We start from the raw sequence: 25,646 nt of genomic DNA, 5'->3' as shown, positions 1-25,646 counted from the left end.
CTCCATCACGAACCGCTCCAGCTCACCATTCAAAGCCCGCACCACAGCAAGATCCACACCAGAATCACACCACAAGATCAACAACTCCTGACAAAGCCCTATCAGAGTCCGTGAAGGGTCCCTTCACGGACCTCTACACCGACTTTGCCGGAACCCTGGACTCTGCGGCTGTGAAGGGACCCTTCACAGCATGCGCCTCAGGCGCGGGAGCAGGCGCGGGAGAATGCGGTGCGCGTCGGCGAGGCGGGGGTCAGCCGGGCCTCGGCGGCACAGGCGGAAGTCGTGCGGATCACCCCCGGCCGGGGCGGGCACATCCCGGCACGGGCGGGGTCAGCGGCTCGGCTGGATCGGGATCGACGAGGGCGGCGGGCGCAGCGAGGACGGCCCGGTGCCGCCCTGCCCACCCGGCCCGACCGGGACGTTCGGCGCGGTCGAGGTGGGCGTGGTGCTGCCGCTGCCGCTGTCGTCCCCGCCGAAGAGCAGGATCGCGCCGATCACCAACCCGGCCGCCACGACGACGCCGAGCACGATCCACAGCCATTTGAGCCCGCCATCCTTGCCGACGGGCTGGAACGCCTCGTCCCCGGCGACCGGTGACGGCGGGCGCACCCGCATCGGATCGCCGTAGACCTGGTTCGGGTAGCCAAAACCGGGCGACTGTTGCCCGGGTTGTTGCTGACCGGGGTAGCCGTAGCCGGGGTGGGCAGCCGGGTTCTGCTGCGCGGGGTAGCCGGTTCCGTAGCCACCCGGCATCCCGGAGTAGCCGGGCTGAGCAGGACCGCCGGGAGCACCGTAGGCCGCCGGGGCGCCGTAACCACCCGGACCGGGCGGCGCGCCCCAACTGCCGGGACCACCCACCGCGGGGTTCCCCGGTCCGACCGGATTCGCCTGGGCGGCCGGGTTGCCCGGGCTCGCGAAAGTGCCTGGCACGGCAGGGTTGTTCTCATCCGCGGGGTTGCCCGACGCCGGATTTCCTTGCCCTGCGGGATAAACCGGGCCCGCCGCACCGGGACTGCCGCCGGGCACCGCCGAGTTCCCCAGCCCCGCGGGGTTCCCGGGATTGTCCACAGCGGCCGAGCCGTTCGCGGCGGCGAACCCGCCCGCACCGGGACCGCCTTGGCCGGGCACGGTGTCGGAGGCGGCGAGCGACCCGAGCGCCACCCGTGCCGCCTCGATCATCGCCACACAGCTCGGATAACGGTCGGCGGGCGCCTTGGCCATGCCCTTGCGGACGACCTCGTCCAGCGCGGGCGGCAAGGCCACGGCGCGGGACACCGACGGCGGCTCCCCGGCGAGATGGCCCTTGATGACCGTCGGCACATCGCCGCGGAAGGGCGGGTTCCCGGTAAGACAGGCGAACAGCACACAGGTGAGGGCGTACTGGTCGGTGCGGCCGTCGAGAGGTTCGCCACGCAGATGTTCGGGGGCGGCGTAGGTGGGCGAGCCGAGGAAGTCACCACCGCGGGTGCGATGGCCGGTGGCGCCACGGCGAGTCAGCCCGAAATCGGCGACGTACACGTGCTCACGAGAGGTTTCGCGGCTGGTGACCAGGACGTTGGCCGGTTTCACGTCGAGGTGTACCAGGCCGTGGCTGTGCAGGGTGTCCAGTGCGTCGGCGACCTGGTCGAGCAGGGTCAGCGCACGGGCGGGGGCGATCGGGCCACCGGAGACCAGGCCGGCGAGGTCCCCGCCGTCGACCATTCGCATGGCGATGTAGAGCATCCCGTCCAGCTCGCCGAAGTCGTACAGCGGCACGACGTTGGCGTGGTCGATCGCGGAGGTGTTGCGGGCCTCGTCGACGAACCGCTCGCGGAACTCGGCGTCCGTGCCGAGGTGGTCACCGATGACCTTCAGCGCCACCTTGCGGCCCAGCCGCACGTCCGTGGCCTGGTAGGTCACGCTCATGCCGCCCTTGCCGAGCACCGAGTCGATGCGGTAGTGGCCCAGCCGCCGACCGGTGAGGTCCCCCGACACATCGCCTGTCACGCTGCGCAGCTTAACGCGCCGGTATCGGCTGCCACTGCCGGTTCGCCCAACCGGTCAACAAGGATGCCTCAGGACACCTTCCGGACCTCGGCTGCCTGGCTGCGGCCGTCCCGCCCGGACTGGATCTCGAACTCGACCCGGTCCCCTTCGTCGAGGGTGCGGAAGCCCTCCGCCTGGATCGCCGAATAGTGCACGAACACATCCGGCCCTTCGGGGGATTCGATGAACCCGTAGCCCTTTTCCGAGTTGAACCACTTGACGGTGCCGACAGCCACGGCGCCCTCCCACGGTGTGAAAACCTACTGCGCTTCCAGCAGGCCGGAAGTGCAGTTCACGCTACCGGAATCAGCGCCGTCGGCAATGGGCAATCGAGCGGAATCCGCTAGCCGCGCGACACCCGCTGGCAGCGCGCGGTGACCAGCACCGTGCCCGGACCGGCGAAGTCGAGCACCAGCCCCTCCCCGGTGCGCAACGACTGCGGGCCGCTCGGATCGACCGCACGCAACCGCGCCTGCACCGCGTCCGGATACGCCAGCACGTACTCCGGGCGGACGGTCACCAGCTCGCCTGGCGAGAGCGTGAACGAATCCACCGGGCCGGGCGAGGTCAGCACCAGCGGCCCGGTCCCGCTGTAGTGCTCCAGGAATCCGGAGTCCGCGCCAAAGAGCTGCTGCAACGGCGCCCAGGCGGCGTCGTGCCGCACCGAACTCGGCCGGGCGAGCACCGCGTCCCGATGCACCGACCAGCCGGTGCCGCCGGTCAGTTCGAGCGGATAGACGTCGCCGGGACCGTCCGGGGCGAGGTCGACCCAGCCACCGCCCTGCGGCGCGGTGAACACCGTCCGGCCGGATTTGCGGCCACCGCGGGCCGCGCTCGACTCGACCACGCCGAAGCTGCTCGCCAGCATGGTCTCGGTGGCCGACTGCACCGCTTCGCCCGAAGCCAGCAGCACCCTCGCCACGCCGAACCCGGGGGTGTGCCTGGTGTGCACCCGCATGTCAGCGCGCGGGGAACGACGCGACGTTGGCGATGGCGGACGACGGCTGCTGCCGAACCTTGACCTGCATTCGTACTCCCGATGCTCCCCGACTGTGCCGGGAGAGTGTTGCACGATCGGGTAACGGAGGCAGGATGGTCCGGTGATCTCCGTCGACGCCTACCGGGGGATCGTGACCGACCTGCTCGGCCACGCCCGGATCACCGCTGTTCCGCTGGCCCGCGCCGCCGGGCTGGTGCTGGCCGCCGACCTGTCCGCGGAGGTGGCCCTGCCCCCGTTCGACAATTCGGCGATGGACGGCTACGCGGTGCGCGCGGCCGACGTCGCAGAGACACCTGTCACGCTTCCGGTGGCGGACGACATCCCGGCCGGGCGAGTGGACGTCGCGCCCCTGGCGCCAGGCACCGCGCATCGGATCATGACCGGCGCTCCGCTGCCGCCCGGCGCGGACGCGGTGGTGATGGTCGAGCACACCGACGGCGGCACCACCGACGTCCGGATCGATCGCGCCGCGGCGGTGGGCAACCACGTGCGCCGCACCGGTGAGGACGTGACGAAGGGCAGCCTCGCCCTGCACGCGGGCACCGTGCTCGGCCATGCACAACTGGGCCTCGCGGCCGCGATCGGCTTGGCCGAACTGCCGGTGCGTGAGCCACTGTCGGTACTCGTCGTGTCCACCGGTACCGAACTGGTGACTGCCCCGGAACCGTTGCGGCACGGGCAGATCTACGAGTCCAACAGCGTGATGCTCGCGGCCGCGCTCAGCGGGCTCGGCTGCCGGGTCGAGGTGGTGCGCAGTGTGGTCGACGACGTCGGGGAGTTCCGCAGGATCGTCGAACCGAAGCTCGCCGGGGCGGATCTGCTGATCACCTCGGGCGGGGTCTCCGCCGGCGCGTACGAAGTGGTGAAGGACGCGCTGAGCACCCAGGGCGTCGAGTTCCGCAAGATCGCGATGCAACCGGGCGGGCCGCAGGGCTGTGGCCGGTGGAACGGCGTGCCGGTGGTGACGCTGCCGGGGAATCCGGTGAGCGTGCTGGTGTCGTTCGAGGCGTTTCTGCGCCCGGCGCTGCTCTCTGCGATGGGGCACCCCGATCCCGAACGCCGCCGGGTCCGCGCGCGGCTCACCGAGGAGCTGTCGTCGCCGCCGGGGCGGCGGCAGTTCCGGCGCGGCTACTACACCCAGGCCGAGGGCGAGGTGACCGGCCAGGTCGGTCCGCGCGGTGGCCCCGGATCCCACCTGCTCGCCGCGTTCACCCAGGCCAACTGCCTGATCGTGCTGCCGGAGGAGGTCACCTCCGCACCCCGCGGCGGCGAGGTCGACGTCCTGCTCCTCTGAAAGCCGTGAAGGGCACCTTCACAGCCTCAGCGTCCAGGGTGTCGGCAAAGTTGGTCGGGGACCCGGCAGTGGGCGATGCGGAGGTGTGTGCGACCACCTCGTGGCGTGCGCCGGACCGGTTTCGGGTCTGTGAAGGGACCCTTCACAGACTCAGAGTCCGTGAAGGGTCCCTTCACAGACCTCTATACCGACTTTGCCGGGGCCCTGGCCTCAGAGTCCGTGAAGGTGCCCTTCACAGCCCTGGCCCTGGCGAGTGGGGGAAGTAGGCTCGGGGCGTGGGCATCATCCTGTGGATCGTCTTCGGCGCGCTGGTCGGGTGGCTGGCGAACCTGGTGGTCGGCGGGCCACGGCGGCGCCGGCAGGGCTGCCTGGTCAGTGTGGTCGTCGGGGTGCTCGGTGCGGCCATCGGCGGGTTCGTCTACCGGCTCGCGACCGGCGAGCAGCGGCAGTTCGACTTCGACTTCCCCAGCTTCGGCGTGGCCATCCTCGGCGCGATCGGGCTGTTGCTGGTGGTGCAACTGGTCAACGCCGTGGTGGACCGCGGCCGGCACCGGGACCACCGGTGAACCTGGTTCAACGGCCTGTCCTCACGGGCGTGGACGGGCTAGACTGACCCGTTCCGCGCCCGGGTGCGTGCATCGTCGGGGGACGCATGCACCCGGGCGGCTTCGCGCACGAGCCGTGCGCCGTGCTCGGCATCCACCAGCTGGGGCACCGGCACCGAAACGATGTCCCGGCGCCAGGCGCACAACATGTGGGCAAGCAGATCGGCTCCGACCATCGCTTCCTCGCCCTCCCGGCCCGGGCACCGGCCCCGAGCGGCGTCGACTACCGGGTGTTATCGGGGAGTTCGACGCGTCGTTACCGGTTTGTGGGCATGACCACCCGGATCGACGCACCTCGTGCGGGGCGCCCGGACCCCGTGTGGCCAGGGGCGGGCGTGTTCCCCCACCGCCGGGCGGTAGCGTGGAGACCACCCGAATCGTACGGGTACACCGTCTGATCCCACCGACCGAAACGAACTGCGGGGAACCGACCCTATGAGCGGCCAGCCCACCGGCAACCCCCTCGCGCACGCCGTCCGGCTCGCCCGCGAGACCATCCCGCCGATGCATCCGGCGGGCCGTCCGTTCGTGCTCGGCGGCCTGGCCGCGACGCTGCTGCTGCGCAGGCTGTGGAAGCCGCTCGGCGTGGCCGGCGCGCTCGCCACCGCCGCCACCGCGGCGTTCTTCCGCGAGCCCAAGCGCGTGCCGCCGCCCCGGGAGAACGTGGCGATCGCCTCGGGGGACGGGCTCGTCTCGCTGATCGAGAAGGCCGTGCCGCCGCCCGAACTGGGCCTGTCCGCCCGGCCGCGGATGCGGGTGAGCGTGTTCCTGTCCGTGTTCGACGTGCACGTCCAGCGCACGCCGTCCGCGGGCATGGTGGAGAAAGTGGCCTACCGGCCGGGCAAATTCCTCTCCGCGGACCTGGACAAGGCGAGCGAGGACAACGAGCGCAACTCCGTACTGCTGCGCACGATCGAAGGCCACGAGCTCGTGGTCGTGCAGATCGCCGGTCTCGTCGCCCGCCGGATCCGGTGTGACGTGGCCGAGGGTGAGAAGGTGGCCGCGGGCCAGACCTACGGCATCATCCGGTTCGGCTCGCGGGTCGACCTGTACCTGCCCGAGGGCAGCAAGGTCGTGGTGGCCAAGGGCCAGCGGACGGTCGGCGGGGAGACCGTGCTCGCCGAACTGCCCCCGCTGGGAGAAGGCTGACGATGGTCCGCGTGACCACCCCCGGCATTCGGCTGCTGCCGAACGCCATCACCGTGCTCGCATTGTGCGCCGGGCTGTCCTCGGTGCAGTTCGCGCTCACCGGCAACTACCCGATGGCGATCGCCTCGATCGGGATCGCCGCGGTGCTCGACAGCCTCGACGGCCGGATCGCCCGGCTGCTCGACGCCACGTCGAAGATGGGCGCCGAGCTGGATTCGCTGTCCGACGGGATTTCCTTCGGCGTGGCCCCGGCGCTCGTGCTCTACGTGTGGCAATCGCACGGCGACCGGATCGGCTGGGTCGCGTCGCTGATCTTCGCGGTGTGCATGATTCTGCGGCTGGCCCGGTTCAACACTCTGCTCGACGAAACCGATAAGCCGGCGTACGCCTCGGAGTTCTTCGTCGGCGTGCCCGCGCCGGCCGGTGGGCTGGTCGCGATGCTGCCGCTGATCCTCAGCCTGCAGTGGGGCGAGGGCTGGTGGTCGGAGCAGTACGTGGTGCTGATCTGGACGATCGCGGTCGCCGCGCTTCTGATCAGCCGAATCCCGACGCTGTCGCTCAAGACCATCAAGGTGCCCGCGAAGGCGATCGCGCCGCTGTTGGTCGGTGTCGGCCTGCTGGCCGCGGCGATCATCCAGTTCCCGCTCGTGGCGCTGGCCGCGGCGCTCGTGCTGTACCTGCTGCACATCCCGTACGCGGTGTACCGGAATCGTTGGCTCGCCGCGCATCCCGAAGCGTGGGCGGTGCCGCCGCGTGAACGCAGGGCGATCCGGCGGGCACGCAGTCAGCGCCGCTTGCGTCTGCGGCCCGCCTCGCGCCGGGTCGCCGGTGCCGCGATGCGCGCGGTCCGGCGTCCGCTCTCGGCCGGTGATCTCGTCCGCACGCGCACCCTGCGCGAACGCGATCACAGCAACACTCCGCCCCCGTCGTCCGGTCCTGGACAGCGGCGGCGGAGCTGGCGGCGGATCGGCATCCGGCGCCGCTAGCCCCTCGTTCTGCGGTGCTCCCGCGTCCGGTGCCGGTGCTAGCGTCCGCGAAATGAATTCAGTCGATCTTGCCTGGCTCGATGCGACCGAGCTGGCCCGCCTGGTCGCGACGGGCGAGGTCACCGCGGTCGAGGTCGTCCAAGCCCACCTCGACCGGATCGAGACGGCCGGCGAGCGGACCAACGCGTTCGTCACCGTGCTGGGCGAGCAGGCGCTGGCCGAGGCGCGCGATCCCCGGCCCGGACCGCTGAGCGGAGTGCCGTTCACGATCAAGGACCTGTTCGACACCGCCGGGGTCCGCACCTCCCGTGGCTCCGCGCTGTTCAGCGACCATGTGCCGGAGCAGGACGCGGTGGCGGTGGCCCGGCTGCGCGCGGCCGGCGGAATTCCGCTCGGCAAGACGAACCTGCCGGAGCTGGCGATCTGGACCGAAACGGACAGTCTGGTCACCGGGCGGACCCGGAATCCGTACGACCCGGACCGCACGCCGGGCGGGTCGAGCGGCGGCGAGTCCGCGGCGATCGCCTCCGGGATGTCCCCGCTCGGGCTGGGCAGCGACCTCGTCGTCTCGCTGCGCGGACCCGCGCACTTCACCGGGATCGCCACGCTGAAGCCGACGCACGGGCGGGTGCCGTGCACCGGGCACTTCTCCGAGACGCTGCGGCGCTGGTGGCACGTCGGGCCGATGGCACGCACCGTGCGCGACCTGCGTCTCGCGCTGTCGCTGCTGGAAGGCCCGGATGGGGTCGACCCGTACGCGGTCGCGGTGCCCGCCGCTCGCCCGTCCGGACGGCCCCGGATCGGCTGGACCACCGACGCGTTCGGCCCGATCGATCCGGAGGTGGCAGGCACCGTCTCGGCAGCTGCAGCCGCGTTGGCGGACCTCGGTTTCGACGTCGAACAGGTCGAGCTGCCGTGGCTGGCCAAACAGGACTGGACTCTCCTGGCCGCCCCGCTGCTTCTCGCCGAGATCCAGCCATACCTGCGCAAGCTCGCCCACGGCCGGGATGCGGAACTGCACCCGTCGACGGCACTCACGCTGGCCATGCCGGAACCCACGCTCGCCGACTACGTGGCGACCGAGCAAGCCGTGGAACAGCTGCGGTCCTCGTTCGCCGGCTGGCTGGAGACCTACGACGTGCTGCTCTGCCCGGTCGTGCCGTTCCCGGCGCAGCCGCACGCGCGGCCAAGCCACTTGGTGGACGGCATCGAGGTGTCCTCCGTCTCCGTCGCTCGCGCGACCGCGCCGTTCAACGTGACCGGGATGCCCGCGCTCGCACTGCCGTTCGGCAAGACCGAAACCGGGCTGCCGATCGGCGTCCAGCTGGCCGGGCGCTGGTGGGCCGACGGAGACCTGCTCGACGTGGCCGCGCGCCTGGAGACGGTGAGCCCGGTACGCGGGCGGCGGCCGGAGTTCTGAGGCACGGTGATCCTCGCTCGCGCGGCCGGGACACACGGTAGTTTGGCGTCGTGAGCGATCCGCAGATCACGTTGACCGTCCGGCACACGTCGTCCGCGCTCGATTCCCGGCGGGGGGTCGTGCGGTTGCACCCGGAGGTGCTCGACGCGCTGGGCCTGCGGGCCTGGGACGCGGTGCACCTCATCGGGGCGCGCCGCAGCGCCGCGCTGGCCGCGCCCGCCGACGAGGCGGGGCTGCCCGGCGTGGTGCTGACCGACGACGTGACGATGTCGAACCTCGGGATCGCCGAGGGCGGTGAGGTCGTGGTCGCCCCGGCCGAAGTCGCCGCGGCGCGGACGGTCACCGTCGCCGGTTCACGGCTGGCGTCGGTGGCGGTGTCCCCGCAGACGTTGCGGCTCGCGCTCACCGGCAAGGTGCTCACCCGGGGAGACGCGGTTTCCCTGCTGCCGCAGGATCTCGTGCCCGCACCGGGTTCGGACGTCGCGGCCGTGCGCGGGCAGCTGTCCCGGGTGATCGGGGCGACCTGGACCAACGAGCTGCTGACCGTCACGGCCACCGAGCCGGACGGCGCGGTCGCGGTCGGACCGTCCACAGTGGTCAGTTGGCGGGACGGCGCACGCACCGGCGAGCCGCCGAGCGTGCCGCGGCCCTCGACGCGAAGCGCGACCGCGCTGGTGCGCAGCACCGCGGTGACCGCGGAGGAGGACTACCTCGAAGCGGAGATCGTCGAGGAAGTGATCACCGAGGTCAAGGAGGTCGTCGAACCGGTCCCGCCGGTCACCGACCTCGCGGGCGCCGAGGGCGCGGCGCGGAAGCTCGCCGAATGGTTCGACCTCGCCTTCCGCCGTCCGGAGCTGTTGACGCGACTCGGCACTTCGGCACAGCTGGGCGTCCTGCTGTCCGGGCCGGAAGGCGTCGGCAAGGCCACGCTGGTGCGGTCGGTCGCGAAAGCCGAGGACGTGCGCGTGGTCGCGCTGACCGCGCCGAACATCGCCGTGCTGGAACCGGGCGCGGCCTACACCCGGTTCCGGGAAGCGATCGAGCGCGCCGCCAAGGGAGAAGGCCCCGGGGTGCTGCTGATCAACGACATCGACGCGTTGCTGCCGGCGTCTCAGCCGCCGCCGGTGGCCACTGTGGTGCTGGAAGAGCTGCGTGGCGCGCTGCGCCGCGAAGGTCTCGCGGTGGTGGCCACGACCGCGCGTGCCGAGTCGGTCGATCCGCGGTTGCGCGCCGCCGACCTGCTCGATCGCGAGCTGAGCCTGCCGCTGCCGGACGCGAAGACCCGCGTCGAGCTGTTGCGCATCCTGCTGCGTGACGCCCCGGTCGAACCGGGCGCCGACCTCGGCGTCCTCGCCGAGCGCACACCCGGCTTCGTCGCCGCCGACCTGCTCGCCCTGCGCCGGGATGCGGCTTTGCGGGCCGCCTTGCGCCAGCGAGAGGCCGCCGAGCCGCTGATCTCCCAGCAGGATCTGCTCGACGCGCTCGCCACCGTCCGGCCGATCTCACTGTCCACATCGGACAATCTGGCCACCGGCGGGCTCACCCTCGACGATGTCGGGAACATGACCGCGGTGAAGGAAGCGCTGACCGAGACGGTGTTGTGGCCGTTGCGCTACCCCGATTCGTTCGCCCGGCTCGGGGTGGAGCCGCCTCGCGGGGTGCTGCTCTACGGCCCGCCCGGCGGCGGGAAGACGTTCCTGGTCCGGGCGCTCGCCGGCACCGGCGCACTGAACGTGTTCGCGATCAAGGGTGCCGAACTGCTGGACAAGTGGGTCGGCGAGTCCGAGCGCGCGGTGCGGGACCTGTTCCGCCGCGCCGCGGAGGCCGCGCCCTCGCTGATCTTCCTGGACGAGATCGACGCGCTGGCCCCGCGCCGTGGCCAGTCCTCGGACTCCGGCGTGGCCGACCGGGTGGTCGCCGCACTGCTCACCGAACTGGACGGGGTGGAGCCGATGCGCGAGGTCGTCGTACTCGGCGCGACCAACCGGCCCGAGCTGGTCGACCCGGCGCTGCTGCGCCCCGGCAGGCTGGAGCGCCGGGTCTACGTACCGCCGCCGGACGCGGAATCGCGCGCCGCGATCCTCACCGCGACCGCGAAGAACACTCCGCTGGCCTCCGATGTGGACCTGAAGGCGGTGGCCGCGGAGATGGAAGGCTACTCGGCGGCGGACTGTGCGGCGCTGATCCGGGAGGCCGCGCTCACCGCGATGCGCGAGTCGCTGGAAGCACGCGAGGTCACCGCCGCGCATCTGGAGAAGGCCCGCACGGTCGTGCGGCCGTCCCTCGATCCGGCTCAGCTGGCCCAGCTTGCCGCCTACGCCCAAGCACAACAGGACCGCTGAGGCCCCCCTCACCAAGATTGAAGGCTGTGAAGGGCACCTTCACGGACTCTGAGGCTGTGAAGGTGCCCTTCACAGCTTTTCAGCTGCCCTGGTGGCCGTGGTAGTCCTTGGTGATGATCACGATGACCCCGGGGCTGGAGCCCTGGATACCGTCGAACCGCGGCTGCACGGCGAAGCCGAACTCGGTGCCCAGCTGCTTGGCCGCGGCCTCCTCGTCGGTGCCCGGGCGGAAGTAGGCGGTGGTCTTCGGGATCGTGCCCTCGGCGTAGTTGCCGACCTCGGCCACGTTCCAGCCCGAGGCACGGAAGTCGCTGGCGGCCTGTTCGGCGAGGTGCTTGACCAGCGAGTTGTTGTAGACCCGCAGGGTGACCCACTTGTTCGAGGCCTGCTCGCCGTTACCCGCCTGACCGGGCTGTCCGCCCGATTGGCCCGGCTGCGCACCGGGCCGGCCACCCGCCGCAGTCGACGAGGAGGGCGGCGGCGACGGCGGCGCGGAAGACGAGGACGGCGGTGCGGAGGAGGACGTCGAGGCCGGCGCCTGGCTGGACGTCGGGCCTACGCTCGGCGCGCTCGACGTGGCCGGGGCGGCCTTGTCGTCGCTGCTCGAATTGGAGGTGTTGAGCACGGTCACGCCGCCGACGACCGCGGACACCACAGCGACCCCGATCAGCGCAACGCCCGCGGCTCGCAGCGGGCGAGACAGTCCGGAGAAGAAGCTCATGACAGCTCGATCCCCAACCGGCGTGCGCCGCGTTTGCGCTGCCGCGCCGCGCGGGTCTTGCGCAGCCGCTTGACCAGCATCGGGTCCGCGGCCACCGCCTCCGGCTTCGCCAGCAGTGCGTTCAGCAGCTGGTAGTAGCGGGTGGAGGAGAGCCCGAACCGCTCGCGGACGGCGTTTTCCTTGGCGCCGGCGTGCCGCCACCATTGCCGCTCGAACGCGAGGATGTCCAGCTCACGCTCCGTCAGCCCCGTTACGGGGTCCGGCCGCGACGGCTGATCCTCAGCCATCGACTCCGCGGCGTCCATGCGGTCCTCGCAATCGGTGTCGGCTGTCGCTTCCGCGGGCGCCATTCAACCACGGAACACCCCTTCCACTTGGGTATCCGGCACGGCGCGTCACGGTCGGTTCCAGGTGTAGCAGGTGGGTCCGACTAAACTCGGTGCTCGTGAGCGTCCTCCCCATCTGCATCGCCGGCGAACCCGTGCTGCACCAGCCGACTCGCGAGATCACCGAGTTCGACGAAAAGCTGCGCACGCTCGTCGAGGACATGTTCGAGACGATGTACGCGGCCGAGGGCGTGGGCCTCGCGGCCAACCAGGTCGGCCTCGACTTGCGCCTGTTCGTCTACGACTGCCCGGACGACGAGGGCGTGCAGCACCGCGGCGTGGTGGTCAACCCGAAGCTGGAGACCTCGGAGATCCCGGAGACCATGCCCGACCCGGACGACGATTGGGAGGGCTGCCTGTCCGCCCCCGGCGAGTCCTACCCGACCGGCCGGGCGAGCTGGGCCAAGGTGACCGGCGCCGACGTGGACGGCACCCCGATCGAGGTCGAAGGCACCGGCTACTTCGCCCGCTGCCTGCAACACGAGACCGACCACCTGGACGGCTACCTCTACCTGGACCGCCTGATCGGCCGCCACGCCCGCGCGGCGAAGAAGATGCTCAAGCACAACAAGTGGGGCGTCCCCGGCCTGACCTGGCTACCCCCGAAAACCCCGGCCGACGCCTGATCTCTGTGGCCGACGCCTGATCTCTGTGAAGGGTCCCTTCACGGACTCTGCGTCCGTGAAGGGACCCTTCACAGCATTGATCCCGAGCGGCCCAGTGCAGGTCAGCAGCCCAGGAAGTGGCAACGCACCACTGTGGGCTGCTCGATCACCCGGCCAGTGCGGACAGCCCAGGCCAGCCGGACGTACTGGGCGTGCGTCCAGGCGAGCGGAGTCGCCGAAGCGGTCGGGGTGCCTGGCGCGTGTCCCTCGGTTCCGGACGGCGGGTTCTCGTCCCACACCTGCTCCGGCAGGGTGTCCGCCGGGCTTGCCGCTCGCGACAGGTCACGGAGCCGGCCGGCTGCGGCGGCACGGTCACCGGTGGCCAGTTCGTACTCACCGCGCTCGCCCGCCAGCAACGGCCACAGCCTGCCGAAGGTAGAACGGCTGCCGGCCGGGAAGGTGTTGTCCCACGGCGCGCCGTGGGCCTGTTCGCCGTAACCGTCCTTTGTGTACCGGTGCCAGAATTGCCCGCTCGGCGTGTGGTACGAGATGTCCGCGTCGGTGACGCGCACGCTGTTGCGGATCACCGGATCCTCCGGCGCGTAGATGCCGAGGCGGACCAGCTCCAGGAAGCCCGCGTCGGTTACCGCGCGTTGATCCATTGTCACCGACGAGTTGCCCAGGTTGTACACGGTGCCCGCGTTCGCGTTTCCGTCCTTGGTGAGACGAACGAAGTACGGGTCTTTCGACAGTGGACCGTTGCTGGTCACCGTCCACTGTGGTAGCGAGGCTTTGAATCGGTCGGCCGCGGCGAGGTAGCGCCCGGCGTCGGCCGCGGCGCCCGTGCGGTGCGCGAGATCCGCGGCACAGACCAGGCCGGCGATCACGGCCGCGATGGTCGACGGCGAGTACCCGTCCTGCTCTTCCCACCGTTCCTGCTGGCTGTACGGAGAAGTCTTGCCGTTGTCCGCGCGCCAACTCAGCAGGAACTCGGCCGCCCGGCGGACGCCCGGCCACAGCTCCGTCCGCCCGAGTTGTTGCGCCAGCACGATAGGGAGCGCGGTCTCGTCGAGCTGGATCGACTTCCAGTACGGCGTTCCGTCCACAGTGGTGTTCTGTGGCAGATGCCCGTCCGGCACTTGCTGGGTGCCGAACAGGTAGTCCACGGAACGGTCCGCCGCTCCGCGATCGCCGGCCGCCAGCAGCCCGGTGGCGATCTGGTAGAGGTCCCGCGGCCACACCAGATGATAGGTACCGGACGGCGAGAATTCCGGGTCGTTGTTCCCGAATCGCCACGGCATACTCGGCGACGCGATGAACGCGCCCGGGTGCCGTTTGTCCTCACTCGCCGCCAAAGTGAGCACCGAAGCGAGGTACAGATCGCGATCCGCGGGCGACGGCGGAGCACTCAAGGTGTGCAGGTAGTCATGCCAGCCGCGATCGTAATCCCGCTGCACCGAAGAGAACCCACGTCGTTGTGAGGCATTCGCAGCACGACTGGCCGCGACCGGATCCGCCGCCATGCCGAGGGCGAGAGTCACCTGTCGTACACCAACACCGTCCACTGTGGTTTGTCCACTGAGGACGACGTTTCCCTTGCTCGCGGAGGTGTACGGGATCAGTGCGCGGTTCGTGGTCAGCTGCGTGATCCCGTCGGACACTCCGGAATAGCCAACGCTGGTGCGGGAAAACGCGGGCGAGGCGGTGAACGCGGCCGCGGTCTTGCCGTCCTTCGCGGTCATTTCGGAACCGGTGGCCTGCGCGGAATCGTCACTGCCATCATTGGTCAGGTCCGGATCAGCGACCGCGTAAAGCTGGTACGGATGGCCGGTGAGCGAGGTGAGATCGACCTGTACCAACACCGTGGCGCGCGCCGGATCGGTCACGTATGTCTTGGTCAACCGCCATCGGCGCTGATCGTCGGTGATCGTTTGCTCGTAGCCGAGGCTGGAGCCGTCCACACGCCGGACTCGCTGGGCACGCGCGGAGGAGTCGACCGTCGCGAAGGTCCGGCCGTCGCTCACCACCAGATCCAGCGAGCGCACACTCGGCGTCGACAGGTCCGGGTAGTAGACCTCCGACATCCGGCCGCCCTGCAAGGTGAACCACACATTGCTGCCGCGCTCGCGCGCCGTGCCGAACCCGGTCTTGTCCGCCGGCAGCCAGCTCGGGTGCGCACCGGGGCGCCCGGGCGCCTCCCCCGGCGCCACCGCGGCCGCCGGTACCGCGCTTGTCACCAGCAGCGCGGCAAGCGCCAGAAGAAGGACCTTTCGCATTTCCACCCCGCATAGTGCGATTCGTCACGGAACGCACTGCGATTCTCACCCCTGCGCACCCCGGCCGCCCAGTGCTCCGATCCAGTGAAGCCACCCCGAGTCGACAAGGCGACAGGCTTGTGCGGACCCGATCCGCCGTGGCATGGTCGGAGGGCAACCCCCATTCAACACAACGCGGGAGCTCGCGCCTTGGCGGGCTGAGAGGGCGGCTGGTGTCTGTCTCGTGGACACCCGGTGCCGCCGACCGCAGGAACCTGACCGGGTAATGCCGGCGTAGGGAGTGAACGTCGTTGACGACGCTGGAAAACGCGAGTGCGGACGAGGACCGGGCGATCACGCCTTCGGTGACCACCGGCCCGATCACCGGTTCCCGCAAGATCCACCACCGGACCGAATCCGGCCTGCGGGTACCCGCCCGGCGGATCGACCTGTCGAACGGGGAGCACTTCGACGTGTACGACACGTCGGGCCCGTACACCGATCCGGAAGCCACCATCGACGTCCACAGTGGACTTCATCCATTGCGGGCGGGCTGGGCCGACGGGCGGGCGCACAACACCCAGCTCGGCTGGGCGAAAGCCGGGGTGATCACCCGGGAGATGGAGTTCATCGCGGCCCGTGAGCGGTGCACGGCGGAGTTCGTGCGCGACGAGGTGGCTCGCGGCCGCGCGGTCATCCCGGTCAACCGCAGGCATCCGGAGAGCGAGCCGATGATCATCGGCAAGAACTTCCTGGTGAAGGTCAACGCCAACATGGGCAACTCGGCCGTCTGGTCCTCTGTGGAGGAGGAGGTGGACAAGATGGTCTGGGCCACTCGCTGGGGCGCGGACACCATCATGGACCTGTCCACCGGCAAGCGGATCCACGAGACCCGGGAATGGCTGCTGCGCAACTCCCCGGTGCCGGTCGGCACCGTGCCGATGTACCAGGCGCTGGAGAAGGTCAACGGGGACCCGGAAAAGCTGTCCTGGGAGGTCTACCGGGACACCGTGCTCGAACAGTGCGAGCAGGGCGTGGACTACATGACCGTGCACGCCGGCGTGCTGCTGCGGTACGTGCCGCTCACCGCGCGGCGGGTCACCGGCATCGTCAGCCGCGGCGGGTCCATCATGGCCGCCTGGTGCCTGGCCCACCACCAGGAATCCTTCCTGTACACGCATTTCTCCGAGCTGTGCGAGATCCTGCGCGAGTACGACGTCACGTTCTCCCTCGGCGACGGCCTGCGTCCGGGCTCGATCGCGGACGCGAACGACCGCGCGCAGTTCGCCGAGCTGGAAACTCTCGGCGAGCTGACGCACATCGCCCGCGAGCACGACGTGCAGGTGATGATCGAGGGTCCCGGCCACGTGCCGATGCACAAGATCAAGGAGAACGTGGAGCTGGAGGAGAAGCTCACCGGCGAGGCGCCGTTCTACACCCTCGGTCCACTCGCGACAGACATCGCGCCGGCCTACGACCACATCACCTCCGCGATCGGTGCGGCGCAGATCGGCTGGTACGGCACCGCGATGCTGTGCTACGTCACACCGAAGGAACACCTCGGCCTGCCCAACCGCGACGACGTGAAGACCGGGGTGATCACCTACAAGATCGCCGCGCACGCGGCGGACCTGGCCAAGGGCCATCCGCACGCGCAGGAGTGGGACGACGAGCTGTCCAAGGCACGCTTCGAATTCCGCTGGAACGACCAGTTCAACCTGTCGCTCGACCCGGACACCGCGCGGTCCTATCACGACGAGACGCTGCCCGCCGAACCGGCGAAGACCGCGCACTTCTGCTCCATGTGCGGGCCGAAGTTCTGCTCCATGCGGATCACCCAGGACGTGCGCAAGTACGCCGAGGAGCACGGTCTGTCCACTGTGGAGGCCATTGAAGCCGGAATGGCGGAGAAGTCGGACGAGTTCGCCGAGCGCGGCAACAAGGTCTATCTGCCCGTGGTCGGGCAGTGACCAACGCCGCACCGCACACCGCCCTCACCATCGCCGGATCCGACTCCGGCGGTGGTGCGGGTGTGCAGGCCGATCTGCGCACCTTCTTCGCGCACGGCGTACACGGGCTGGTCGCGCTGACCGCGGTCACCGTGCAGAATTCCCTGGGCGTGCAGGGTTTCACCGAGATTCCGGCCGAAGTCGTACGCGCGCAGATCAAGGCCGTCGCGTCCGACATGGGTGTGGACGCGGCGAAGACCGGCATGCTCGCCACTGCCGAGATCATCCACACCGTCGCCGGGACACTCGACGAAGTCCACATCGGACGCGGTACGGACACGCCCTTCGTGGTCGACCCGGTGGCAGCGTCGATGACCGGCCACGCTCTGCTGCGGGAAGAAGCGCTGGAAGCCATCCGCACCGAGCTTTTCCCGCGCGCAACGCTGATCACGCCCAATCTCGACGAGGTACGGCTGCTCACCGGCGTCGAGGTGACGGACGGGGCGAGTCAGCGCCAGGCAGCGGAAGCGTTGCTGGAGTTCGGTTCGGCGTGGGTGCTGGTCAAGGGCGGGCACCTGTACGACGCCGAGGATTGCGTGGACTTGCTCACCGACGGCGCCGAGACGATCGAGCTTTCCGGCCCGCGCATCGCGACGAAGAACACGCACGGCGGCGGTGACACCATGGCGTCGGCCATCACCTCGGCCCTCGCGAACGGCGCCGACGTGCCGGCCGCGGTGAGCGCGGCGAAGCGGTTCATCGAGCGCTGCGTGGCCGAGGCGTATCCCCTCGGCGCCGGGGTCGGCCCGGTGTCCCCCTTCTGGCGGCTTCGCGGGTAAAGCTGTGAAGGTGGCCTTCACGGACTCTGCGTCCGTCAAGGTTCCCTTCACAGACATATGGTGGGCACCATGCAGGACGCTCCGAGCCCACCGTCGGCTCTCACCATCGCCGGTTCGGACTCCGGCGGCGCCGCCGGGCTGCAGGCCGATCTGCGCACCTTCCTCACCTGCGGGGTGCACGGGCTGGTCGCGGTCACCGCCGTGACCGTGCAGAACACCCTCGGCGTGCACGACCGTGCCGACCTGCCGCCGCACATCGTGGCCGGCCAGATCGAGGCAGTGGCCTCGGACATGGGCGTGCAGGCGGCGAAGACCGGCATGCTCGCCTCCGCCGAGATCATCCACGCGGTCGCGGCGGCATGTGACGAAGCGGGCATCGGCCGCGACGCCGCAGTGCCGTTCGTGGTCGACCCCGTGGCCGCGTCGATGACCGGGCACCCGTTGTTCGACCAGGCCGGGCTCACGGCGCTACGCAACGAGCTGTTGCCGCGCGCCACCTTGGTGACCCCGAATCTTGACGAAGTACGACTGCTCACCGGGATGACCGTGACCGACCGCGCGGGCATGCGCACGGCGGCCGTGGTGCTGCACCGGATGGGCCCGAAGTACGTGCTCGTGAAGAGCGGCCACCTGGTGTCCGATCCGGAGTGCGTGGACCTGCTGTTCGACGGCACCACGTTCGTCGAGCTGCCCGGCCCGCGGCACCGGACCCCGCACACGCACGGAGCAGGCGACACGATGGCCTCCGCACTCACCGCAGGGCTGGCCAAGGGCATGTCGATGGTGGAAGCCGCGCGGTACGGCAAGTGGTTCGTTTCGCAGGCGGTCGAACACTCGTACCCGATGGGCGCGAAGATCGGCCCGGTGTCCGCGTTCTGGCGGCTGGCGCCGGAAGAGCGGTAGCTCAGGTCTCGTCGGAGATGAGGGCTTCCAGCGCGGGCAACGCGGCGATCAGCGTCGCACGGGACTCCGGGCTGAGCCGGTCGAGCCGGCGGTTGAGCTCCTGCACGCGGGTGGACCGCACGCCGGACACCAGCCGCTCGCCCTCCTCGGTGGCACGGGCCAGCCAGGCCCGGCGGTCGACCGGATCGGATTCGCGGGTGACGTAGCCCGCCTCCACGAGCGTGGCCACGATGCGCGACATGGTCGCCGCCGCGACCCCCTCCTTGGCCGCGAGATCGCCGAGCCGCAGCTCGCCGAAGTGCACGAGGGTGGCCAGCGCGGAGATCGCGCCGTGGCCAGGCCCCGGTACGCCGGCCTGTCGCAACGACCGGGACAGCCGCCCAACCGCCAGGTACAGCCTGCCGGATACGTCCTGGACCGGGGAAAGAGTCACGGTTCGGCTCCTCCTGCCGATGGGGGCCCGCCGTGAGGGCGCGCCGGAAAGGTGCCGTCAACCATACGGCCTGCCGGTGCTCAGTCCGCGTCAAGCGCGGGCGGAATCACCTGAAGACGCTTTCCGTGCGGCCGGACCGGGCTGCGCCGGTCCAGCGAAGGCCGCGGTTCAGGCCGCGGTATTGCGACGGTGTGCGGTCGGGCTGAGTCCACGGACGCGCTTGAACGCGACGGACAGTGCGAAGGCGTTGGCGTAACCGACCCGGTGGGCGATGGATTCCACGGTGTCGTTCGTCTCGCGCAACAGGTCCGCCGCCAGCGTGAGCCGCCAGCCGGTCAAGTAGGTCATCGGCGCTTCGCCGACCAGAGCCGTGAACCGGCGGGCAAGGGCGGCGCGGGAAACTCCGGTCCGGCCGGCGAGTTCGGCGACGCTCCACCGATGCGCCGGATCCTCGTGCAGCAGCCGCAATGCCCGGCCCGCCACGGGATCACTCTGCGCGCGGTACCACCCCGGCGGGTGAGAACCCGGCTGGGCGAACCACGCGCGCAGGGTGACGATAAGGGCGAGATCGAGCCAGCGGTCGAGCACGCTCTGCTGGCCCGGTTCGTTGCGCTGAATCTCGCCGAGTACCAGGTCCATCACGTGCCCGGCGACGTTTTCGGCCGGTACCACCAGCACCGGCGGCAACGCGGCGAGCAGCCGGCGGCTGACGTCGCTGTCCAGCTGGTAGGTGCCGCTGACGACCATCACCTCGCCCTCGGGCCGGCCGCCGTGGGTCCGGACGCCAAGCCGGACGCTGTAGTCGACGGGCGCTCCCGGCAACGGCTCGCAGACGCCGCCGGGATGGATGCGCAGCTGCGGCGCGGTGCCCGGGTCGTCGGCCACGACGTACGGCTCTGGCCCGGCCAGCACCGCGACGTCACGCTCTCCCAGCCGGACTGGTTCCTGTCCTTCGCGGACGATCCACCCGCAGCCGCGCACGAGGGTGGCCAGGGCGAGCTGGGCTTCGTCACGGATGTCCAGGCTCCACGGCGGGTCCAGGATCGTCAGGTTGAACACCCCGCCCCGGGCCCGGGTGGAGGCGAGCAGGTCGTCGAGAACGTCCATGGCTAGCACGCTAGCTGAGACGTACAGATATGGGGATGCGTCAGAAGGCCATGGATTGGCTCAGCGAGCCGGAGTGAACTACTCCCATGACATCTCCTCCTGAATGGCATGGGCAAGACCGGGCGCCGCGTGGTGGCACGGCTGACGTCGCAAGGCGTACCCGGGCCGGCCGGTTCGTCGAGCAAGCCGCCGAAGACGGCCTGCGCCGGGTGGTGTCGCTGTCCACCCGCGGCGTCGGCAGCCCCGGCCGCACGCCGTCCAGAACAGAGTGGACTGGACCATTGCCCGGCTGGCCGAGCCGGTACGTCGACCTGGATCCGGACGACCACCTCGCCGAGCCGATCGGTTTCGGCCTGCCCCGGCAAGACGCGGAGACAGTGCGCGATCTGTTCGCCGTGATCCGCGACCACGGTTCCGAAGACGTTTCCGACGGGGTCGCGGCGGTCCTGGGCCAGACTCCCCGCGACTTCCCCGGCTGGGCGAGATCCACCGCGAAGACCGGCGCATGGTCTACGACCTGACCTGTGGCAAGAGGCCACACCCGGAGCATTGGAGGTCCACAATGGACACGGTACGGACGCTGTCGCTGATCCTGGCGACGCTGACGATGGGCCTGATCACCGGCGCGTTCGCCGTGTTCTGGCACGCGATCATGCCCGGCCTCGCCACGACCGACGACCGGACGTTCGTCAGCGCGTTCCAGTCGATCGACAAGGCGATCATCAACCCGTGGTTCATGATCAGCGGCTTCGCCGGTGCGCTGATCTGCACGCTCGCCGCGACGTTCACCCAGCTCGGCCGTCCGGCCTTCCCGTGGATCGCGCTCGCGCTCGCGCTTTACCTGGTCGCCTTCGTGATCACGATCGCGGTCAACGTGCCGCTCAACAACGCGATCAAGGCGGCGGGCCTGCCCGAGCGCGCCACGGATCTCGCCACGATCAGGGCGGCTTTCAACGAGGCCGGATGGCGGGCGTGGAACCTCGTGCGCGTGCTCGTCAGCACTGCCGCCTTCGCCGGTCTGACCTGGGCGTTGGTGGTACACGGGCGGACCATGGCGAGCTAGCCGCGCGAACCGGGGGGGCTCGGCGCCCGCGTCTTTCTCACTTGACCCGAAACGGATGACCCCGTCCGGTTGCCGGGCTGCAAATGGAGCCATGGCGTCAACTTCAATGCGATTCGCCGCTTTCGACCGATACGGCCCGACCGACGTGCTGTACGAGACGACTGGCCCACCGCCTCAGGAAGGCCCTGAGGAGGTGCTGGTGCGGATGCGCGCGGTTTCGGTCAACAGTGCGGAGTTGGCCCTGCGTTCCGGCGCGATGCGGCCGTTGAGCGGCAGAAGGTTCCCCAAGCGGCTCGGTACCGACCTGGTCGGCGAGATCGTTGACCCGGGCACGAGCCGGTTCGCCACCGGGGACCACGTGTGGGGCATGTTCGGCCGCCGGATGGGCAGCGCCGCCGAGTACGTCGCGGTCGACGCCGACCACGTGCCGGACGGCTGGATTCGGTGCAAGCGGCATCGCTGATCATCGGTAGTACCGCGATCACCGCGCGCCGGGGGAACTCGGCCGGTTCGACGTGATCCTGGACACGGTCGGCACCGACCTGCCCGCGTTCCACCGGCTGCTCACCCAGCGCGGACGTTTGGTCGAGATCGCCTTCAACCCCGATCGGCTGCTCGCCACGGTGGGCTACGCGTTGCTGCATTCGCGGCGCCGTACCGGCCGATCCGGTTCTTCAGCGGCAATCCCCACAGCCCGCTGATCGCCGAACTGGGCAGGCTGTTCCGCACCGGCGCACTCCGTCCGCAGGTGGACCAGGTGTTCCCGCTCGCGCAGATCGCCGAAGCCCATCGCACGCTGGAACGCGGCGGAGTGCGGGGCAAGATCGTGGTCGAGATCTAACGCGGCGGGCTCGACGCGTGCGCCCAGAACCGTTGCGGCACCCGGCCGGCGCCGCGGGCGAGGTAACCCGCCTCGACCGCGGCGCGCATCGCCGCGGCCATGCTTTCCGGATCCGCGGCCCGGGTCACCGCGGTCGACAACAGTACCGCGGCGCAGCCGAGTTCCATGGCCAGCGTGGCGTCCGAGGCCGTGCCGATACCCGCGTCGAGCACCACCGGGACCGACGCACGCGCCACGATCAGCTCGATGTTGTGCGGGTTCCGGATACCGAGCCCGGTGCCGATCGGCGCGCCGAGCGGCATCACCGCCGCGCAGCCCGCCTCCTCCAGGCGAAGCGCGAGCACCGGATCGTCGTTGGTGTAGGCGAACACGGTGAATCCGTCGGCCACGAGCCGTTCGGCGGCTTCGAGCGTTTCGATCGGATCGGGCAGCAGGGTGCGGTCGTCCGCGTGCACCTCCAGCTTCACCAGATCCGTGTCCAGCGCCTCACGCGCGAGCTGCGCGGTGAGCACCGCCTCGGCCGCGGTCCGGCAGCCCGCGGTGTTCGGCAGCAGCTGAATGTCCAAGCGCCGCAACAATTCCAGCACTCCGGATCCACCCTCGGCGTCGGCCCGGCGCAACGCCACGGTGGTGAGTCCGGTGCCGGACGCGACCAAGGCGCGTTCCAGCACTTCGAGGTTCGCCGCGCCACCGGTGCCGATGATCAGCCGTGAGGAGTACTTGTGACTCCCGATGATCAGGTCGTCCATGATCAGCCTCCCTGCACCGCGGTCAGCACGTCGAAGTTCGCGCCCTTCGGCACGACGGCAGCGGCCCAGTCCCCGCGGCGCACGACCTCGCCGTTCACCGCCACGGCCACGCCCTGCCGGCTCGCGCCGACCGCGTCGAGCACCTCGATCACGGTGCTGTGGTCGGGAAATTCCCGCCACTGGCCGTTGAACTTGATCTCCATCAGACTTGCTCCCTCTCCGCCAGACGGGCAGGCGACGCCGCACCGACCTCCTCCGGCGGTGCTTCACCGGACAGCCACGCCAGCACCGCGTCCGCAGTCACCGGCGCCATCAACAGTCCATTGCGGTGATGTCCTGTCGCCGCGTACACGCCTTCGCCGACCTCACCGATGTACGGCAACGCATCCCGACTTCCCGCGCGCAACCCGGCAGCAGTCTCCACCAACTCGTATTCAGTGATGCCCGGCAGAATCCGCTCCGCGCCCTCCAGAAGCTCGCGTACGCCGCGCGCGGTCACCGCTTCGTCGAAACCTGCTTCGTACTGCGTCGCACCCAGCACGAGTTCACCGTCCGCGCGTGGCACGAGGTAGATCGGGCGGCCTTCGACGATCGCGCGCACCGTGTACGACGGAGGCGGCAGACAACCACGTCTAGGCCGCAACCGCAGGATTTCTCCCTTGAGCGGACGTACAGCGTGCTCCAGTCGCGTACACAGCTGCCCGGTCCACGCGCCCGCAGCGAGCACGACCGGACCGGGCACGTCGTCCAGGCTCGACAAGCGTTCCCGGCGAAACTGGACCCCCCGCCGGGCACCCGCTTCGGCCAGCGCCATGAGCAATTTCCGGTTGTCCACCGCCAGATCGCCCGGCACGTGCAACCCGCTGCGCACCGCGCCGATCCCAGGCGCGAGCCTGCGGGCCTCCCGGCCGGTCAACGTCTCCACACCCCGGCCGAGCGACTGGAAATGCCCGGCGAGAACGTCCAGGTACCCAGCGTCAGCAGCATCGAACGCGAGGACGATCGTGCCGTGCCCGGCCAGCCCGGGATCCGTGCCCTCAGCGGCGAGATCGCGTGCGAAGGCAGGCCATCGCCGCAACGACGCCTCGCCCAGCAGGAGCACGTCCTCCTCGCCGGGCCAAGCCTCGGTCACCGGCGCGAGCATGCCGCCGGCCAGCCAGGAAGCACCACCGCGCACCGGTTCCGGATCGACCACGGTGACCCGCCTGCCACGCGCCGCCGCCCGCCACGCCACGGAAAGACCGATCACGCCGCCACCGACGACGGTCAGGATTGTGCTGTCGGAATTCACCTTCACGCTCCCTGCGCCGGCATGACCCGGATCAGGTTCCACGGTCGGAGCGGCAGCTCCCTCTCAGCCCGTGCCTCGGGCTCCCGTGCGGACCACCCCACCGTAGCGCGCGGGTACCGTCACCGCCATGCCCGCCTTGACCGGAGACCAGATCCGCGCCCGGCTCGCCGACGCCCGGCTGTACCTGTGCACAGACGCCCGCACCTGCCGTGGCGACCTCGCCGAGTTCGCCGACGCAGCGCTGGCCGGTGGCGTCGACATCGTGCAACTGCGGGACAAGACCGGCGGCGGCCCGCTGGAAGCGAAACAGGAGATCGCCGCGCTGGAAGTGCTGGCCGAGGCATGTGCCCGCCACGGTGCACTGCTGTCGGTGAACGACCGCGCGGACGTCGCGCTCGCCGTCGGCGCCGACGTGCTGCACCTGGGCCAGGACGACATCCCGGTGCCGCTTGCCCGGCGCGTGCTTGGCGACGACGTGGTCATCGGCCGCTCCACTCATTCCGCCGAACAGGCCGCCACGGCCGCCGCCGAGGACGGCGTTGACTACTTCTGCACCGGACCGTGCTGGCCGACGCCGACCAAGCCAGGCCGCCACGCCCCGGGCCTGGACCTGGTGCGCAGCACCGCGGCGAGCGGCAACACCCGGCCGTGGTTCGCCATCGGGGGCATCGACCAGGCACGGCTGCCCGAGGTGCTCGACGCCGGTGCGTCACGGATCGTTGTGGTCCGTGCGCTGACTGAAGCCGAGGACCCGAAGGCCGCCGCCGAGGCGTTGCGCGACCGGCTCGGCTGAGCCTCAGTTACCCGGGTCCGACTGCGGTGACTGCTTCGGTTGCTGCGTCTGGGTCTGTGTCTGCTGCTGCTTCTGCGTGGTCGACTGCGAAGACGACTCGGTGGTCGAAGGCGCGACCTGCTGCTCCTGGGTCTGCGACGTGCTCGTGGTCGGCGAGGTGGTGGGCGCCGCAGGCTTCGTGGTCGGCGTGTTCAACGGGGTGTCGGTGGCCGGCGCGTTCTGCGACTTGGTCGGCTTGTTCTCGTGCGTGGTTTCCTGCCGGCTCGTGTTCTGGTGCGGGTACAGGCCGGTGTTCGCGGCACCGCCGGTGCCCCAGTCGACGGTGAAAAGCACGACCAGCGCCCCCACGAAGGCGGCCGCGCTGGTGCCGATCACCAACGGCCAGCGCAGCTTCCGGAGCCGGTCGAGGAAGCTCCCGCCTTCGTCGGGCTCGGCCAGATCGTTCGGTCGCAGCTGCGAGATCCGCACCGTCGGCATCTCGGACGGATCGGTGGACAACATCATGGTCGGCGCTTCCGCCGGGTTGCCGACCGCGTCCAGCCCGTCCCGCGAGCGGCCGGCGGTCGCGAGCTTCTCGCGCGCCTTCACCGCCGCGTCACGCGTCCGGTGCAGCGAGCGCAAGTACAGCTCGCCCCCGACACTGGTGATGATGCTCGCCAGCCCGGCGCCGAGCACCGTGCCCGCCACGCCCAGCTTCGAACCCAGCAATGCCGCGGTGACCGCGGCGAGTGCCGCCGCGGCCACCGAAGCCGGCCGCAGACCCTTCTTTTCGGCCTGCTCCGGCGCTGTCTTCTGCTCCTCGCCCATGATTCCGATCTGCTTCGATTCCCACCCTGATACTGCTCGTTCCAACGAGTAAGTCGTCTGGATGACTCCCCTCGTTGCGCGGT

29 protein-coding genes and 1 riboswitch are annotated in these 25,646 nt (G+C 70.2%); of the genes, 16 read left to right on the top strand and 13 right to left on the bottom strand.

Features of this window, described 5'->3' with window-relative positions; translation table 11 throughout:
- Positions 1 to 330 precede the first annotated feature (330 nt).
- The 3 genes from D5S19_RS12655 to D5S19_RS12645 form a co-directional block, all read right to left on the bottom strand.
- Positions 331 to 1,986 (bottom strand): serine/threonine-protein kinase, encoded by a 1,656-nt coding sequence (locus tag D5S19_RS12655; protein ID WP_233573862.1) that lies wholly within the window; start codon positions 1,984 to 1,986, stop codon positions 331 to 333.
- A gap of 68 nt (positions 1,987 to 2,054) precedes the next feature.
- Positions 2,055 to 2,261 carry a cold-shock protein gene (locus D5S19_RS12650; protein WP_098515029.1) on the bottom strand — a complete coding sequence of 69 codons (207 nt, stop codon included), beginning with the start codon at positions 2,259 to 2,261 and terminating at the stop codon, positions 2,055 to 2,057.
- Between the two features lie 107 nt (positions 2,262 to 2,368).
- Positions 2,369 to 2,983, bottom strand: a complete 615-nt coding sequence (locus tag D5S19_RS12645; RefSeq protein WP_098512950.1) for an AIM24 family protein — start codon at positions 2,981 to 2,983, stop codon at positions 2,369 to 2,371.
- A 142-nt stretch (positions 2,984 to 3,125) separates the two neighbouring features.
- Here D5S19_RS12645 and moeA point away from each other — a divergent pair, with 142 nt between their 5' ends.
- Together moeA and D5S19_RS12635 are read left to right on the top strand one after the other, a co-directional pair.
- Entirely contained in the window at positions 3,126 to 4,319 is a 1,194-nt protein-coding gene (gene moeA / locus D5S19_RS12640; RefSeq protein ID WP_120023543.1) for a molybdopterin molybdotransferase MoeA, read from the top strand.
- A 275-nt stretch (positions 4,320 to 4,594) separates the two neighbouring features.
- Entirely contained in the window at positions 4,595 to 4,885 is a 291-nt protein-coding gene (locus D5S19_RS12635; protein ID WP_120023542.1) for a GlsB/YeaQ/YmgE family stress response membrane protein, read from the top strand.
- Between the two features lie 38 nt (positions 4,886 to 4,923).
- On the opposite strand, the gene D5S19_RS32465 is transcribed toward D5S19_RS12635, so the two are convergent.
- Entirely contained in the window at positions 4,924 to 5,100 is a 177-nt protein-coding gene (locus D5S19_RS32465; RefSeq protein WP_199730464.1) for a hypothetical protein, read from the bottom strand.
- Positions 5,101 to 5,359: 259 nt separating this feature from the next.
- On the opposite strand from D5S19_RS32465, the gene D5S19_RS12630 reads away from it, so the two are divergent.
- From D5S19_RS12630 to D5S19_RS12615, 4 genes are read left to right on the top strand one after another with little or no spacing between them, the layout of a single operon-like run.
- Positions 5,360 to 6,073 (top strand): phosphatidylserine decarboxylase, encoded by a 714-nt coding sequence (locus tag D5S19_RS12630; RefSeq protein ID WP_120023541.1) that lies wholly within the window; start codon positions 5,360 to 5,362, stop codon positions 6,071 to 6,073.
- 2 nt (positions 6,074 to 6,075) lie between these two features.
- Entirely contained in the window at positions 6,076 to 7,059 is a 984-nt protein-coding gene (gene pssA / locus D5S19_RS12625; RefSeq protein WP_120023540.1) for a CDP-diacylglycerol--serine O-phosphatidyltransferase, read from the top strand.
- A 52-nt stretch (positions 7,060 to 7,111) separates the two neighbouring features.
- Entirely contained in the window at positions 7,112 to 8,479 is a 1,368-nt protein-coding gene (locus D5S19_RS12620; RefSeq protein ID WP_120023539.1) for an amidase, read from the top strand.
- A gap of 50 nt (positions 8,480 to 8,529) precedes the next feature.
- Positions 8,530 to 10,821, top strand: a complete 2,292-nt coding sequence (locus tag D5S19_RS12615) for an AAA family ATPase (protein WP_120023538.1) — start codon at positions 8,530 to 8,532, stop codon at positions 10,819 to 10,821.
- A 79-nt stretch (positions 10,822 to 10,900) separates the two neighbouring features.
- On the opposite strand, the gene D5S19_RS12610 is transcribed toward D5S19_RS12615, so the two are convergent.
- Together D5S19_RS12610 and D5S19_RS12605 are read right to left on the bottom strand one after the other, a co-directional pair.
- Positions 10,901 to 11,542 (bottom strand): LytR C-terminal domain-containing protein, encoded by a 642-nt coding sequence (locus D5S19_RS12610; protein WP_120023537.1) that lies wholly within the window; start codon positions 11,540 to 11,542, stop codon positions 10,901 to 10,903.
- Positions 11,539 to 11,847, bottom strand: coding sequence for a DUF3263 domain-containing protein (locus D5S19_RS12605; protein WP_120023552.1), 309 nt, complete (start codon positions 11,845 to 11,847; stop codon positions 11,539 to 11,541). Before D5S19_RS12605 ends, D5S19_RS12610 begins: the two co-directional genes overlap by 4 nt.
- 140 nt (positions 11,848 to 11,987) lie before the next feature.
- Here D5S19_RS12605 and D5S19_RS12600 point away from each other — a divergent pair, with 140 nt between their 5' ends.
- Positions 11,988 to 12,554: a peptide deformylase gene (locus D5S19_RS12600; protein ID WP_098515027.1), complete on the top strand. Its 567-nt coding sequence runs from the start codon at positions 11,988 to 11,990 to the stop codon at positions 12,552 to 12,554.
- A gap of 101 nt (positions 12,555 to 12,655) precedes the next feature.
- On the opposite strand, the gene D5S19_RS12595 is transcribed toward D5S19_RS12600, so the two are convergent.
- Complete coding sequence (locus tag D5S19_RS12595; RefSeq protein ID WP_120023536.1) at positions 12,656 to 14,809, bottom strand: glycoside hydrolase family 15 protein; 2,154 nt, start codon at positions 14,807 to 14,809, stop codon at positions 12,656 to 12,658.
- A 290-nt stretch (positions 14,810 to 15,099) separates the two neighbouring features.
- Between D5S19_RS12595 and thiC the strand changes: the two genes are divergently transcribed.
- The 3 genes from thiC to thiD (D5S19_RS12580) all read left to right on the top strand — a co-directional run bounded on the left by thiC (position 15,100) and on the right by thiD (D5S19_RS12580) (position 18,479).
- On the top strand, positions 15,100 to 16,758 hold the full coding sequence (thiC, locus tag D5S19_RS12590) for a phosphomethylpyrimidine synthase ThiC (RefSeq protein WP_325050261.1): 1,659 nt from the start codon (positions 15,100 to 15,102) through the stop codon (positions 16,756 to 16,758).
- Positions 16,755 to 17,576, top strand: a complete 822-nt coding sequence (gene thiD / locus D5S19_RS12585) for a bifunctional hydroxymethylpyrimidine kinase/phosphomethylpyrimidine kinase (protein WP_120023535.1) — start codon at positions 16,755 to 16,757, stop codon at positions 17,574 to 17,576. The genes thiC and thiD (D5S19_RS12585) overlap by 4 nt, the downstream gene beginning before the upstream one ends.
- A gap of 69 nt (positions 17,577 to 17,645) precedes the next feature.
- A complete protein-coding gene (gene thiD / locus D5S19_RS12580; protein WP_120023550.1) occupies positions 17,646 to 18,479 on the top strand; it encodes a bifunctional hydroxymethylpyrimidine kinase/phosphomethylpyrimidine kinase in 834 nt (277 codons plus the stop codon).
- A 1-nt stretch (position 18,480) separates the two neighbouring features.
- Here thiD (D5S19_RS12580) and D5S19_RS12575 read toward each other — a convergent pair whose 3' ends face one another.
- Both D5S19_RS12575 and D5S19_RS12570 read right to left on the bottom strand, forming a co-directional pair.
- The gene (locus D5S19_RS12575) at positions 18,481 to 18,912 is read right to left on the bottom strand and encodes a MarR family winged helix-turn-helix transcriptional regulator (protein WP_120023534.1); all 432 of its coding nucleotides are present in this window, start codon (positions 18,910 to 18,912) and stop codon (positions 18,481 to 18,483) included.
- 168 nt (positions 18,913 to 19,080) lie between these two features.
- The gene (locus D5S19_RS12570; protein WP_120023533.1) at positions 19,081 to 20,019 is read right to left on the bottom strand and encodes an AraC family transcriptional regulator; all 939 of its coding nucleotides are present in this window, start codon (positions 20,017 to 20,019) and stop codon (positions 19,081 to 19,083) included.
- A gap of 86 nt (positions 20,020 to 20,105) precedes the next feature.
- Here D5S19_RS12570 and D5S19_RS12565 point away from each other — a divergent pair, with 86 nt between their 5' ends.
- The 5 genes from D5S19_RS12565 to D5S19_RS33070 all read left to right on the top strand — a co-directional run bounded on the left by D5S19_RS12565 (position 20,106) and on the right by D5S19_RS33070 (position 21,923).
- Complete coding sequence (locus D5S19_RS12565; RefSeq protein ID WP_199730463.1) at positions 20,106 to 20,540, top strand: hypothetical protein; 435 nt, start codon at positions 20,106 to 20,108, stop codon at positions 20,538 to 20,540.
- Between the two features lie 41 nt (positions 20,541 to 20,581).
- A complete protein-coding gene (locus D5S19_RS12560; RefSeq protein ID WP_120023532.1) occupies positions 20,582 to 21,082 on the top strand; it encodes an anthrone oxygenase family protein in 501 nt (166 codons plus the stop codon).
- Between the two features lie 106 nt (positions 21,083 to 21,188).
- Entirely contained in the window at positions 21,189 to 21,545 is a 357-nt protein-coding gene (locus D5S19_RS33080) for an alcohol dehydrogenase catalytic domain-containing protein (protein WP_233573861.1), read from the top strand.
- Positions 21,546 to 21,597: 52 nt separating this feature from the next.
- Positions 21,598 to 21,783, top strand: a complete 186-nt coding sequence (locus D5S19_RS33075; RefSeq protein WP_233573860.1) for a hypothetical protein — start codon at positions 21,598 to 21,600, stop codon at positions 21,781 to 21,783.
- Positions 21,747 to 21,923, top strand: a complete 177-nt coding sequence (locus D5S19_RS33070) for a zinc-binding dehydrogenase (RefSeq protein WP_325050262.1) — start codon at positions 21,747 to 21,749, stop codon at positions 21,921 to 21,923. The genes D5S19_RS33075 and D5S19_RS33070 overlap by 37 nt, the downstream gene beginning before the upstream one ends.
- Here D5S19_RS33070 and thiG read toward each other — a convergent pair.
- From thiG to thiO, 3 genes are all read right to left on the bottom strand, one after another.
- Positions 21,920 to 22,672, bottom strand: coding sequence for a thiazole synthase (gene thiG / locus D5S19_RS12550; protein ID WP_120023531.1), 753 nt, complete (start codon positions 22,670 to 22,672; stop codon positions 21,920 to 21,922). The two genes, D5S19_RS33070 and thiG, sit on opposite strands and share 4 nt — an antisense overlap.
- Before the next feature lie 2 nt (positions 22,673 to 22,674).
- Positions 22,675 to 22,875: a sulfur carrier protein ThiS gene (gene thiS / locus D5S19_RS12545; RefSeq protein ID WP_120023530.1), complete on the bottom strand. Its 201-nt coding sequence runs from the start codon at positions 22,873 to 22,875 to the stop codon at positions 22,675 to 22,677.
- Positions 22,875 to 23,963: a glycine oxidase ThiO gene (thiO, locus tag D5S19_RS12540; RefSeq protein WP_120023549.1), complete on the bottom strand. Its 1,089-nt coding sequence runs from the start codon at positions 23,961 to 23,963 to the stop codon at positions 22,875 to 22,877. Before thiO ends, thiS begins: the two co-directional genes overlap by 1 nt.
- Positions 23,955 to 24,060, bottom strand: a riboswitch (TPP riboswitch). It overlaps the preceding gene by 9 nt.
- Before the next feature lie 30 nt (positions 24,061 to 24,090).
- On the opposite strand from thiO, the gene thiE reads away from it, so the two are divergent.
- Positions 24,091 to 24,756: a thiamine phosphate synthase gene (gene thiE, locus D5S19_RS12535; protein ID WP_120023529.1), complete on the top strand. Its 666-nt coding sequence runs from the start codon at positions 24,091 to 24,093 to the stop codon at positions 24,754 to 24,756.
- A gap of 3 nt (positions 24,757 to 24,759) precedes the next feature.
- Here thiE and D5S19_RS32460 read toward each other — a convergent pair whose 3' ends face one another.
- A complete protein-coding gene (locus D5S19_RS32460) occupies positions 24,760 to 25,563 on the bottom strand; it encodes a hypothetical protein (protein ID WP_199730462.1) in 804 nt (267 codons plus the stop codon).
- Positions 25,564 to 25,646: the final 83 nt, after the last annotated feature.

It is taken from the genome of Amycolatopsis panacis (assembly GCF_003600245.1).
Taxonomy (GTDB): Bacteria; Actinomycetota; Actinomycetes; order Mycobacteriales; family Pseudonocardiaceae; genus Amycolatopsis; species Amycolatopsis sulphurea.
This window is presented reverse-complemented; position numbering and strand designations above follow the sequence as displayed.